This window comes from Pseudomonas karstica, assembly GCF_009707515.1.
GTDB classification, from domain to species: Bacteria; Pseudomonadota; Gammaproteobacteria; order Pseudomonadales; family Pseudomonadaceae; genus Aquipseudomonas; species Aquipseudomonas karstica.
In genome coordinates, this window is sequence record NZ_WLYI01000001.1 from 1 (window position 1) to 12,933 (window position 12,933).

The following is a 12,933-nucleotide window of genomic DNA, read 5'->3' on the forward strand; positions in this document are numbered from 1 at the left end:
GTTCAGTGTATCTATTTCTGTATGGACCTTTGCAGAAAATCTTTCAGTATATTTCGGATCACAAACAATTATCATCATTGACGTGGTGGCAGATGGAACTACGAAAACGAAGGTATCGTGATAAATACCCTCCTCACGTATTACAAATCTTTTATGTAAAGCAACAGGGCAGGGAAAATGAATTCGTCTTATAAGAACATCAGCATTCATTCCCGCAACTGATGAAAATGGAGTTAATTTCAACTTGTCGTAAGGTGGTAATTGCTCAGTTTAATTATTATAACCATCAAGTAAATCGTACGATAACGAAAGCCCGCGACTAGCACTTATAGGCTTGCTTAACTCAAAATCCTGATTAAAGTTCTCGTGATCACCTGCATGTCGTGCGCTAGCGAGGTAAGCATTGTCTACAAACACGATGTTTGCGAATGATCGGTATAGCTGAAGAAAAACATCTCCTAAAGTATTGATACCGGTCTTGTCTAGTGCGCCAAATGTAGAGTCGTGAGTCTTGCAAAACCCTTTGAAAGTAGAAGCCTTTTGGGTACCCACTTCACAGAATTTTATTCTGCAATAGATATCTTCATCTAAGCGCAAGGGCTCTGGGTGAATCAAAATGCCATCCTTCGCTATACCACGAAGAGCATATTCTTTAGAAATAGCATGTGCATTAATCGCTGGCTGGGTGCAGCCAGGATACATGCACTTATGGTTTGCTTTACGCGCCAGTAAAGCCTGAAGTTTGTTCCGGAAATCCCTAGTCATTTTATTATGAGTATCCATATAACTCCTTTAAACCTATGTAAGCCAACTATTATAAGATGAATCTATTTATACGAAGCAAGTGCGAGTCATATCATAGCAGGGCGCACGATTAATAGTACGACCAAAAGCCATGTCGGAGCTTTGTTATGCTAAAATTATTAGCAAATACAAACCATTGTGCGCCCCAATATATAACCAACTTAAACTCTACAATATGAAAAATTTTATATTTTTCTAAGCAACCTTACAGCTCCTGCGGTTTACGAAAAGATTAGCAGCGGCGTGGAATTTAGGCGATCCTAAGTCAACTAGCATCTCAAATTTCCCGCTCACTCGGTACTACGATATTTGGCAAGCCGAGATTCGCGATACTGGGGAAGCGACAGGCACTGTGACAGAGCCCTGTAGGTGGCTCCGCTCAAGCTCAAATTGCGCTGATTTTTCGACCATTCTGCATCCCCTGACCATGCGCACCGCGACGCGTCAGTGGCGTGATGTCGAACGTGGCTTACCTTTGAGGGGCCTCAGTGAGAGATCCAAGCTTTCATTTCTGAATAGGAAGTGCGTTAATCAGCACGGCTCGAGGGGTGGTGCTCGCTTTCCCGTGGGCGGCTGGCAAAAAAAGGATTGAGGTCGTGCGAAACGGAGGCGCTCTATGATAGGCAACCTACCCCCAGGTACTACCCAAATCCGATCAATAGGCTTGGAAAAACGAAGTTTTTCCGAGAAAGCACCTTGCGCGCTATATGTAGCTACGAGTGGGTCCTATGGCGAGTTTCTGATGTTGAAACATCTAGCTTTGTCGCCTTTCGCGATCAAATTCAGCTTGAGCACTGATCCGAAAAAGAGATGCTATTTTCTAATCATAAATGGACATTTTTAGTTATGGCGCATATGAGTCTTTGGCAACGAGCAAGGAGAGATCAATGATTGTAGGTTGCTCATATACCCACAAGTACTCGCGCTAGGGAGGAACGCTCTTGAGCAAAAAACTTATTGACCATTTGGCGCGGTGTGATTTCGATGCGCTGAAACCTATCCTTGGTGATGCTACTATAACATTGTTGCAAAAGGTAGGCAATGCGACTCTAAATCCGGAGAGTTTGGCGTTTCTTGTAGTAAGTGTGCTTGGAGAGGAGGGAGCACTTCGGAGTGCCGAAGTGCGGGAGCTATTGTTTTCAAAACTGGAAGTAGAAGAGGGAAGAGCATTATGCGAACTTCTTCTACTACCTACCTCCGCTGCTCTTTTGACTCTCAGCGGTACTAATTTTGATGTAAACCCTTCCAACCTAGAGATATTGACTCGATGGTTTAATGTCACATACGACGCCACTGATTTGGCAAGCCATGCAACTGAAGGCTCTCGAAAAACCATTGCTAGTCATAAACTTCGATCTCATCAACTTACGGCATTTCGAAAGCTACGAAGCGTAATCTCGACTCCATCAGCCAACGCATTGATACACATGCCATACGGTGCCGGAAAGTTACGTCTAGTTGCAACTGCCGTGCTTGACCTTTATCGATCCGAACCAGAAGGTCAAGTAATTGTCTGGCTGACCCCTGGAGAAGCACTATGCGAAGAGGCGTTCAGCGAGGTCCGTACCGTCTGGGAGCAGCTTGGATCGCACGATATAACAATTTATCGAGCTTATGGGAATAGAAAGATCCCAGATCTAGGAAGCCTTGAAAATTGCATCATCATTGCAGATATCGCCAAGATAGACTGCATTGCGAACGCAGAAGGCGGAGAAGCAGAACTAATCAAGCTGGGAGAGAAGTCTCGCGTATTAGTCCTAGGTGATGCAGCCCATGCTGGGCATTTGGCCGGAATAAAAATTTTAGAGATGATGGAAAAAACACCTACCTTTAGCTTGGTAGGAATATCAGCCTCGCCAGGGGTTACAATAATGAAAGACTCTTCATCTGGAGAGCTAAATATACGCTTCTCTAAAGCTTATATAACGATAGATGATGATGATCCTATAAGATTGTTGCGCGACGCTGGTGATGTTAGCGAGGTTGAGATTGAAGTCTTCCCTGTTACATGGGACTCGACACTAACAATTGACGAAGACGCTCTAGAGTTTAGCGTTGAAAGGCTCGACCTTATTAGTAAAAATGTTGAGCGTAATCATGCGCTGCTAGAGTTGCTACTCAACGAAGCATCCAAGACTAAAGGCGATATAGTTTTCTACACAGTCACTGCTGATCACGCGCGTTTATTCGCTGGCTTATTAGCATTCCGAGGTACCCAAGCCGCGTCCGTTACGAGCGACAGTTCGCCAGAGGAAAGGGACCGTGAAATAAAGCGGTTTAATGCCCGAACAGCGAAAATATTATGCGTTCATGGCTTTCTCATCTCTGGCGACTCAGTTCCCGAAATGTCCGTAGCAGTCGTTGCGTGCCCAACTTTGTCTGAATCTGTATATCACGGGATGATTGGTCGGCTCGCTAATCTCCGAAAGGTAGGAGAGAGTCAGCTCAAAATCGTAGTGGTCGCAGATTCGATTCCCAGACGAGCATATGCTCACGAAGTTTTGGAATCCTGGAACAAGCTTGATCTTTCGGAGCTATAAAATGACATTTCCTATCATCCCTCAAAACCTCTCAATTTCTGCGATGCGGAGCTCCGGGTACAGAGACACTGCGCACGCCCTTGCAGAGTTGATCGACAACTCCGTCCAGTCGGGCCAAGACTCCGGAAAAATGACCGAGGTCGAGCTCATTTGCATCGATGAAGCCCCTATCGGTGGACGCCGCAGGCTTTCTCGACTGGCGGTCTTCGACAACGCTACAGGCATGGATCCTGCCCTACTTCGGAAAGCCCTTCAATTCGGAAACGGCACTCGCTTAGATCCCAAAAACCAAAAAGGAATTGGAAAGTTTGGTATGGGGTTGCCTAACTCGTCAATATCTCAATGCAAACGGGTTGATGTGTGGAGCTGGCAAAAAGGGATAGTTCACCACGTTTATCTGGATGTCAGCGAGATTCAGCTGGGGCATATGACAGAGGTCCCTGTTCCAGTAGTATCGGCAATACCTGCAGAATGGCTGTCACTGATCGCTGGAGAGGTCGAGAGTCAAGGTACATTGGTTGTTTGGAGTGAGCTTGATCGAGTAACTTGGAAGCAGAGTACTACGCTCCTCAGACACACCGAGTTTATCGCCGGTCGTGTATATCGACATTTCATAAATAGAAAATCTGTACGCATAAGGTTTGCAGCTTACGAGCTGAAAGCGTCCCAATATTTATCAATTTTTGAAAGCTATGTTAGGCCAAACGACCCGCTTTATTTAATGTCTGGGACAAATTCCCCAACTCCATTTGACCAGAATCCGGCATTTGTTCCGTTTGGCGAGCCACAAGTTATAACAGTCGGGCATAACGGAGAAGACCACCCTGTTACAATTCGCGCTTCGATTTGCAAGCCCGAAGCAAGGCGAGAAGGAGGCACTAAACCTATCGGGCAGCATGCATTGAAAAATCAGGGCATTTCTGTAGTGCGCTCCGGGCGTGAATTGGAAATGAATCATAGCTTCCTTAACTCCTACGATTCACGTGAAAGATGGTGGGGTATAGAAGTAGAATTTTCCCCCGGATTAGATGATGTTTTTGGTGTTAGTAACAACAAGCAAGCGGCGACTGGTTTCTTGCGCTTAAGCTTCGAGGAAGACGCAGACGCTGAAAGTCTTACAATACCAGAATATAAAGAAGTCCTTGAGTTGGATCGCGACTCTCGCCTTCCTATGTATTATATCAGCAGAGAGATTGAAAAACTCTTGGGTATAATGCGTAGCCAAGTAGCAAAAATGCGCGAAGGTGATCGCGTACAAGGACAAAAAGAACGTCCAGAAAATAAAGCTGAACAGGCAGCAACAAATTCTGTGACGCGGCGTCGAGATAGAGTTGGAGATACCGGAAGAAGTGACAAACAAGAAGAACTACCGGAAGATGATCGAACAAAAGCTATAACAACAGACATAATCCAGGATGGCGTGGATGACAGAGTCGCGCACGACATCGCTGTTGATTACGTAACTAAGAAAATAAAATTCCGATTTAAGCATGCGGATGTATCTGGCCAAATGTTTTTCGATGTGTCGACAGCTGGAGGGTTAATCCTCGTTACGCTCAACACTAGACACCCGGTTCATGCTCGGCTTTTTGACGCGCTTAGAGGTGACGACAATCATGAACTTCAATATGCTAAAAATGTTCTCTCGCTAATTGCTGCGTGGGCTCGCATGGAAGATGAAACTCCCAGTGAAAAAATGCGCTTGGCTATTGAGGAAACGCGCCTGCAGTGGGGGCGCATGGCCATGGACTTTTTTGAGGTGGAGGATTAACCAATGGGAGGGCGCGAGGCTATAAGAGGCTTTTCGATACAGACTCTAGTTTGTTTGCTGGATACATTACACTCGGCCAATTTCAACTGGGCTGCGGTCACTATTGAACCGGACTCCGCAAATGACAAAGTTGATATAGCTTGGGAACTCTCAGACGGTAAGCTTAGAGTGCAGCAAGTAAAGTCCTCTCAAAATCAAATCACCCTAGCTGATGCCACATCTTGGTGCGCAGAATTAAAAGCTTCCGGGCCTGCGGACAATTACCAGCTTATACTCGCAGGTCCTATCGCTGCTTCAGTTATTAAGAACTCTCCTTTCGATGGGGTTGAGGTACCTGTCCCTTTCTCTTTAGATACACTAGCGCTTACCGATCAAGCTATAACAAAAGTTGATCGATATCTTATGGCGAAAGGGATCGTTCCACTGTCCCTTCCTATAAGGGAGTCGTTAGTATATATAATATCAGCTCGCTTACTGGAAGGCGCTGTGCAAGGGAAGAGGCTCTCAAGAGAAGAGTTTGATGGTTGGATGTTATACTGGATAACATCCGCCTATCCCGAAGCAATTCAAAATCGGCTTTCTGCTAACTGCAGCTCACTATGGAGTAGCATCGAGCTGGTCAGCCCAGTAGAACTATCAAAAAGGGCATTTGAGATAATAGCACCTATAACTATAGTTAACGGTGGACTAATGACTACTGTGGTGGAATGGTTTTTGCTCCGCATTTCTTCGGATAGTTTAGAAATGCGATACAGACCTTCCGTTGTGCTTATCGATGATTCAACAGATATTAAAATTAGGAGATCTAAAGCCAGACCATTTGGCGAATTTGCTGTCTCACCGCAAACTGCTGTTTACAACTCACTCCTGTTCGTTCCAATCGATAAATCGGGATACAATATAAGTGAATGGCCTCACGGAGACTATCATCTCCAAATGTATGTGAAATACTTCGGAGTAGATGCCCCGCAATCTATAAAAGAAGCCACCGTCAATATCAGCGCTAACGAGTGCGCGGTTTTGGGTACAACGAATACTATGCATATAAGTCTTTCAAATTTAGAAAGCTATCTTGACAATTTCTAGATTTATTTGTGGCAGATAAGGCAAGACCCGTTACCTTCATCTTCACCGTAAACGTCATCTATATCTTCGAGGCCCGTTTTTAAGGGGCGTAGCGGATTCTGTGGTGTCCTAGCTTTTTGCCGTAGACGACGTAGCTCATATTCGGCCTTAATTTCAGTAATGCGGGCGGGGTGCTCCATATCGGATAAGGACTCCCCTTTTGACCAGGTAAAAGGGGAGCCGTGTTCCAAAGCATCCTTCTCTAAAGCTTTTGCGGCTTCGTAAGAATCAGGATGCCTTTCTTTAAGGCGAACCCATTCTATCTTTTGCTGGAAGAAACAAAAGGTGCAACCGCTCCTTGAACGCCATTCGTAGTACTTGGGATAACCTACTCCTGAACTTTCCAAAATGTCGATTACTGCCGCTTTATTTATGCCAGCTTCACGAAATGGCAGCTTAACGATGAGGTTGTCAGATTTGGCCGAGTAGCCCTCTCGATATTCCTCATCTGCCCGAATTGCAACATAGGACGTTACTTCATCCCCGGAAGCTAACCAAGGCTTAACCCATTCTTCAAAGGGCTTTAGCTTCAACATCCGTGTGCACCAACGAGACTGAGGGTTAGGCAGGAAGTGATTATATTGGCGCAGCCAGAACCTAAAGTCGCGCCCTGGATTAAGTCTAGCGATAGGTTTTCCCAGATACCCCTCGAGTTTATCAAGAAACTCTTTTACTTCGGGCAGCTCTTCACCGGTGTCTGTAAAAAAGTAATCTATATCTAGCTCTGGATGACGATCACGCATATAAATTGCGAGCGCAGCACTATCTTTACCACCTGAGATACCCAGTACGTGTCGCTTAGTCATCGGTATGTCCTTCGTCAAGTGATGCCAGTGTTAGTCCAGCTTTGGCCAATACAGCGAGCGATAGTTCTGTATCTAATCCTTGATCTTCAAGCAATTTAGTCAGCTCTAGAGCCTTCGTCTCTACTATCGCGCGGCTGCGTTCTGAGATAGCGAACGAGCGGGAAAAGGTCTTTGTGTCTGCGCCTGCACCTATTACTATAGCAATAGCTTCATAATGGTTTTTACGGCCATTGACTGCCACGAATGCCTCGGCGTCTCGGAGGCGCCGCGCAAATTTACTCAGTTCCAGAACTGCCGCATCGATATGTCGATCTACCCAGTCATGTGGAGGCTTATCTGCAGCTAAACTAAGAATGCCTTCTAAGGATGCTCTACTACCGTCATAGTTAGCTAATCGGGATGTGAACGCGTTAGCTCGCAGGTCTCCAGAAAGCCCTGTGACAGCTTTAGCACGCTCACGAAGAGATCGGAGGTCATCTCTACTAGAATCAAGTGCATCCAGCATTTTTGATTCTACGTCTGCAAGCATACTTTCGTAAGCGCCTGCAATCTCTTGGATAGGCCCACGAAGGGCACTTATATAGGACTTACCATCAGCCGTATTTAGAAGAGACGCAAGATCAACAAAAAGCACCTTATGTGGATCATTTGCCTTTAGCAACATGTCCCGAATACTTTTTGCTGTCTCATTTAAGCGATGAGTCCGCCGAGTCCATTCGGGCAGATTGAAAACCATTGCTACTAGGCCCCTAGCCGCCTCGAGTGGATCCGAAGCGCCCGAGCGTTCACCGACTTCAGTTAAAAGCTCTGATATACCACTCAATATCTGTGCTTTATCTGCATCAATCGCGACCCAGCGCAACGAGAAACGAGCTGGGTCTTGTAAACATTCATCGATATCAAAGTCGGTCAGGTGAGGTACGAAAAGCCCATCTTTATATACAGCGATATTTGCCTTATGGGCGAGCATGAAAGCCGTAAAAATTACCGGCTGTATTCCCCGCTTCATTCCATAAGGTGGGGCGCTCCAGAGCTTATAGATTTCTGGGGCTCCGATTCGTGCGTCAGAACTTGAGAAAAGAGAACGAGTCTCCAACCATAACTTGTCAAAGCCAGCTAGTAGCTGATCACCAGGTATAGCAAAACGCCAACTATCGCCATCCTGCCGATGAAGCCCAGTAACACGGAGAAGCGTCTCATACAGTCCGCGTTCTGCAGGAAACCCCTCAAAACCCAGACATTCTAGCGGCTCGTTATTGATCATCGCATGAAGTAAATCTCGGCGAGCCTTTACGCTATTGCTAGAAACGCTATCGCGATTTACCAACTCACTCCATATCTGCGGAGAGGCGCTAAAAAGGCCTTCAGCTAGGCGAGACGCGATTGGCGATAGCTTTGAATCATGGCCTATCTGATTGGCCCCAGTATTCCAGGTCGTCAGTGAAACAGCAGTCTGGAGCTGGTCCTCAAGCGCTGCACGAGTTGCGGCTAACCGCGCATACACCTCGCGCCGAGCTACCGCGTCGCCGGCAAGCTCATGCCGCTCCTTAACCTGCTCGAGAGCCATAAGCTCCGAAGATAGGTCTACAATGCGCGCGTGGTTGTTGGGGATGCCGATTAAAATCGGCCATGGACGAAGCTTCGAAAAGGACTGGGCACGTGATTGTGCGTTTTTTATGCTCATGCCTTTGTCGGGGAGAGCTAATATAAATGCTCCGAATTCACCTTTGGTTGGTTCAAAATTCGCAGCGACCTTTTCGGCCTGCTCGATGCTGCACAGAGACAACTCCATCCAGCGCATAGAGCCTGTCTCATGGTAGTGCCTTTTGGCTACCACGGGATGCATTCCCATTAACTGAGCGAGGTGTGCATAATCGATACCGGGAGAGGTACTCAGGGCTTGGGCCACAGCGGCATCTATATCGAAGTCACTGCCCTCAAAGACAGACCATGCTCCGGTGTAGCTCTTATAAATTACAACCTTCAGCTCTGAAAGCCTGCTTAATGCTATTTCGAGCTGTTCCATTGTCGTGTCGTGGAAAAGCGCTTTTAGCACCGCAGCATCTGCAATGAGACCCGATCCATTCCGAAAAAGATCAATTATCGCTATATTTTTTATAAGTGATACTAGCAATGGATCACTTGTTTTAGCTTCTGCTCGCTCTACGGCTTCAACGGCTTGAGACCATCGATGCCCATCTGGTGAGGCGAGTATTGCAGGTTCGAGATTGGATCTTAGGTAATCCCAGTAATCACTTGGGCGGTATGAGTTTGACTGACTGGCGACAGTCGAATTGAGATAGGCCCGAAATCCGTAAGGTTCTACCGAGGATAAAAAACCGAAGGTGCTTCGCTCGTTCTGACCGAATTGTCGTTTAGATATAGGGCCGAGTAATGCCGCCATTGCTGGATGTAATGGCCAGCATTTCGTTAATGCAGCGGCGAACTCTTTGCCCACAGCAGGTCGACGTGAGCTAATCGCATCCGCGACAATCTTAGATTCGTTAGATATCGAATTTGTATTCGGTCCCGCGTCAATTGCTCGACCTATAAGCTCGACCACTTCGTCACTGGCTGCCACAAAGGGAAGGTCGACATATCGCCCTTGGACCTTCGTCCAATCGTCACGGGTATCTATGCCCAGTCGATTCGAATATTGAGCGAACGACTGATGTAGTATTCCTATTACGACGATTCGGCCCTCAGAGCGAGCGGCAGCTTCTGCTAATTCCTGAAAAAAATAGACATCATCTCCGGAGCCAATAGCAGAGGCTTCCAAGAATTTACCCATTTCGTCGATAATTATCAGCACGCCGTCTTTCGGACGGTCTTTAGCTTCCTTAAGCAGTTCCGCAATCAGAATTTGTGCGCTGCTCTTAACTGAGTCGCTGACTGCATGCCCTTGCGCTCGTTTGAGCGCACTTTGAAGCCCATCCACTGCGCTCCCACGCCTACCCACTGTGGGCACTATTAGCCAGCCCTTACTAACCGGAAAGGCTTTATCAAAGTCTTTTTTGGCTTCAAGATGTAGGGCTTCGCGAGCCTTGGCCCTGACTTTCTTCTCAGGTAATAGCACGCTAGCTAGTGCGACAGCTAATGAGCTTTTCCCACCGCCGAACGGACCAGTCCAGGTGAAACAGCGTTGATTCGTTCCCAACAGCTGTTTGCACATGTTATCGACAACCGTAGTTGCGGTCGTATTACAGATATAACCTGAGAGAGCATCGGCGCGCCCTATATCAGCATCAATACGAATCGAGCGTTGGTATTGTGGTGAAATTTGGACAATGTCCGACAGAGTCTGTTGCTTCTTGTCAGTCATAGGCACGCCTGATCATATTTCTAATATCTTCTTTAGTAAGATTATTTCGATGAACCTGTCTCAAACCGGCAGAGTCTGTCCATGCGAGTTTTTGACCCGTGAGGTCAGAAAGCGCAATCAGCCTTCGAGCAATTGACTCCTCATCGAGTTTAAAGACTCGTCCAGGAGAGCCTTCCGCATATGCAATGGTTTCAAAAGCTAACGAGCTCTGCCCGGCAGCTGCACGATTCCAGAAGTCAACAAGCGCATAGGCAAAAACGCCATCATGGAGTGAACCTTTAGGTCCGCGTCGAAATGCAAATTGTCCTTTGTGAACTTCTTGCAGTAGCCCGAGCTCACCTAGAAGGGGCTCAGCTAAATCCTCAGGTGATCCTCCCGACGCACGTGGAGCGTAGCTACGAAGACATGTCTCCAAGTCACGTGAAATAGTTGAATTGGAGAGACGATGTTTTGGGTCAAGATCACGAGCAAAGTTCGCCAATGGCTCTTCGAGACCTAGTCGAGTGAACGTAGGTGCGGTGACATGGTTGAACAGCCAATACCACGTGGTCGACCGAAAACACTTTCCTGCTAGTTGCCAGTGAGCAAGCCAAGCTGTCGAAGGATTCTCTGCATAGGGATCAAGCCCTTCATTTTTGAAGATCTCCGTTGCCATCCCCCCTACGCGGAAGCCGTCATCAACCTCATAAATCAAGCCGCACGCCAATGCCCAATGCCGGATCGATGAGACCATATTCTTACCAACGCCGAAGACTGCAACGGCGTTCTCCTCCGTAAAAGTCGATTTTTGCATTAAGCCGCCGCCATCAGAGCGGTCGAAAGCCTTTTTGAGCCACATTTGACGTAGAGGGAACGTCTCATGACCGGAAAAATGAGCGAGATTTGTTCGGCGGGGTGATTTGGTCGGTTTCATGACTGCGATCATACACTCGAACTGGTGAGTCGCACCAGTTCGAATAACCGAAAATGCTGGATATAAAAACAGGTAGATGAGGGGGTGTGGTGGCGAAATGCGGTACGCGAGTCGTCCCGGTGAAGGAGTCGCGCTCCAGTGGTCACCTAGCCCATCCTTCGCGAGGAAGACGCCACAAGAGAGAGCGTATTATTTAGGAAGACGTTTTTGCTATCTATTATGGTAGCGGCGAGCACATCTCCCCACTTTGCGTTGCAGGCCAGGAGCTAAAGCAATGGCGCAAATTTATCGCCGCCACCCTAACACTTACCGTTTTTTCGCTATTTTTGAGCATTCCACAGGGGGAAGCTACCGTTCTTACTCGATTGTGTCAGGCAGATCTTGCAGATCGAAAAGGGCTGCGTATAGATCACATTGAGATGTCAATACTCAGCCAATTTTACCGTTAATCATGTGTTTAGTTATTAGTCCTGCAAATGCCACCTCATATAATAATCACAAGAACTAGAGCTTATAAAATATTATATGCCATCTTCACTGGACTTATAATGCAAACCTATCTGTCGCTCTAATTTAGAACTCTCAGATCGAAAAATGGCTATTGTTTTTTCATATGTTGATACATCTGAACCAGGTAGCGCAATTTCTAGATCAATTGATAATTGAAGTAAATCATTCCACTCTGAAATCAATGAGTCGTTTGGAGATGGGCGCTTGCGTTCCGCGCTAACCAAAAGCGCCAATAGTGACATTAGCTGATCTTGAGCGTCCTCAGCGCACTCTATCAATGCCAAGCACTCTTCGTGGTCCAAACCTTTAACCTCTGCTCCTGGTAACAACATAATGCCGCCCTATACGAAGTTTGAAATTACTTATCAGCGCTCCGACATGCCCATATATACGGATCAATCAACGCCGGACACCCCCAATCACGAATCCAATACTGAAATTCTTCGACTGTATGAATTACTAGGCACCGGATCCCCCTCGCGTGGTAAAACTCAATAAACTCTAATCCGTCGACTGGCCTAGGCACTCTATTCTCACCGGTACCCCCCCATGATGCCCCCATACTGTAAAAGGAAATCTCATCGTTAGTACATTCGGTTAGCAAGAAATACTTCTTACCTAACGCCGGTGTTCTGTTAGCGCATTGAGCCCTCAACAGTTCTGCGACAACGTTTCCAGTATTGTCGAGTATTTTTTTCATCTTCCGCCCCTGCGAGGTTTGTCAGATAAGCAATAAGGGTCCCCGCTGATGCGTGAAGCGGCTACACGCAGGGCGTTTCATGCGCCAAGACAAATATACTCTATAGAGCATAGTGTTTTCCAACCGTAGAAGGCTTCATTTTCCCTTTTTATCGGAGTGGAAAATGACATCGAATGAAGCAATTGGCCTTGCGATCAGGCAAACCCGGACTCAAAGGAATTTTTCTCAAGAAGAGATCGGCGCGAGCCAAAGCTTTGTAAGCGATGTTGAGCGCGGGAAAAAGTCGGTAACCATGAATAGACTTGATCTATTTGCTAGTTGTTTGGGCGTTCAGCCAGCGACTCTTATTATCAGGGCCGCATTGCTTTCAACGCCTAATTTGAATTTAGATGATCTACTCGAAAAAATTAAGTCTGAAATCGACAACTAAATTTTTATAAAA

Annotated in this window: 9 protein-coding genes; 4 read left to right on the forward strand and 5 right to left on the reverse strand. The window is 46.7% G+C overall.

Annotation, left to right across the window (positions count from 1 at the left end; translation table 11 throughout):
• Positions 1-270: 270 nt before the first annotated feature.
• Entirely contained in the window at positions 271-783 is a 513-nt protein-coding gene (locus tag GIR22_RS00005; RefSeq protein WP_154741314.1) for a hypothetical protein, read from the reverse strand.
• Positions 784-1,745: 962 nt separating this feature from the next.
• Here GIR22_RS00005 and GIR22_RS00010 point away from each other — a divergent pair.
• The 3 genes from GIR22_RS00010 to GIR22_RS00020 are packed head-to-tail and all read left to right on the forward strand — an operon-like array spanning position 1,746 to position 6,201.
• Positions 1,746-3,344, forward strand: coding sequence for a DEAD/DEAH box helicase (locus tag GIR22_RS00010; protein ID WP_154741315.1), 1,599 nt, complete (start codon positions 1,746-1,748; stop codon positions 3,342-3,344).
• A gap of 1 nt (position 3,345) precedes the next feature.
• On the forward strand, positions 3,346-5,115 hold the full coding sequence (locus GIR22_RS00015; protein WP_178121999.1) for an ATP-binding protein: 1,770 nt from the start codon (positions 3,346-3,348) through the stop codon (positions 5,113-5,115).
• A 54-nt stretch (positions 5,116-5,169) separates the two neighbouring features.
• Positions 5,170-6,201, forward strand: a complete 1,032-nt coding sequence (locus tag GIR22_RS00020) for a hypothetical protein (protein ID WP_154741317.1) — start codon at positions 5,170-5,172, stop codon at positions 6,199-6,201.
• Between the two features lie 2 nt (positions 6,202-6,203).
• Here GIR22_RS00020 and GIR22_RS00025 read toward each other — a convergent pair whose 3' ends face one another.
• The 4 genes from GIR22_RS00025 to GIR22_RS00040 all read right to left on the reverse strand — a co-directional run bounded on the left by GIR22_RS00025 (position 6,204) and on the right by GIR22_RS00040 (position 12,123).
• Positions 6,204-7,046 carry a phosphoadenosine phosphosulfate reductase domain-containing protein gene (locus GIR22_RS00025; protein ID WP_116799876.1) on the reverse strand — a complete coding sequence of 281 codons (843 nt, stop codon included), beginning with the start codon at positions 7,044-7,046 and terminating at the stop codon, positions 6,204-6,206.
• Positions 7,039-10,368 carry an ATP-binding protein gene (locus tag GIR22_RS00030; RefSeq protein WP_154741318.1) on the reverse strand — a complete coding sequence of 1,110 codons (3,330 nt, stop codon included), beginning with the start codon at positions 10,366-10,368 and terminating at the stop codon, positions 7,039-7,041. The genes GIR22_RS00025 and GIR22_RS00030 overlap by 8 nt, the downstream gene beginning before the upstream one ends.
• Positions 10,361-11,281, reverse strand: coding sequence for a DUF4007 family protein (locus GIR22_RS00035; RefSeq protein WP_154741319.1), 921 nt, complete (start codon positions 11,279-11,281; stop codon positions 10,361-10,363). The genes GIR22_RS00030 and GIR22_RS00035 overlap by 8 nt, the downstream gene beginning before the upstream one ends.
• A 521-nt stretch (positions 11,282-11,802) precedes the next feature.
• A complete protein-coding gene (locus tag GIR22_RS00040) occupies positions 11,803-12,123 on the reverse strand; it encodes a hypothetical protein (protein WP_154741320.1) in 321 nt (106 codons plus the stop codon).
• A 531-nt stretch (positions 12,124-12,654) separates the two neighbouring features.
• On the opposite strand from GIR22_RS00040, the gene GIR22_RS00045 reads away from it, so the two are divergent.
• A complete protein-coding gene (locus GIR22_RS00045; RefSeq protein ID WP_154741321.1) occupies positions 12,655-12,921 on the forward strand; it encodes a helix-turn-helix domain-containing protein in 267 nt (88 codons plus the stop codon).
• Positions 12,922-12,933 lie beyond the last annotated feature (12 nt).

Bases quoted from the DNA above. Each gene is read 5' to 3' on its own strand.
- GIR22_RS00005 (WP_154741314.1), bottom strand. From the start codon at position 783: ATGGATACTCATAATAAAATGACTAGGGATTTCCGGAACAAACTTCAG.
- GIR22_RS00015 (WP_178121999.1), top strand. From the start codon at position 3,346: ATGACATTTCCTATCATCCCTCAAAACCTCTCAATTTCTGCGATGCGG.
- GIR22_RS00025 (WP_116799876.1), bottom strand. From the start codon at position 7,046: ATGACTAAGCGACACGTACTGGGTATCTCAGGTGGTAAAGATAGTGCT.
- GIR22_RS00030 (WP_154741318.1), bottom strand. From the start codon at position 10,368: ATGACTGACAAGAAGCAACAGACTCTGTCGGACATTGTCCAAATTTCA.
- GIR22_RS00035 (WP_154741319.1), bottom strand. From the start codon at position 11,281: ATGAAACCGACCAAATCACCCCGCCGAACAAATCTCGCTCATTTTTCC.
- GIR22_RS00040 (WP_154741320.1), bottom strand. From the start codon at position 12,123: ATGTTGTTACCAGGAGCAGAGGTTAAAGGTTTGGACCACGAAGAGTGC.
- GIR22_RS00045 (WP_154741321.1), top strand. From the start codon at position 12,655: ATGACATCGAATGAAGCAATTGGCCTTGCGATCAGGCAAACCCGGACT.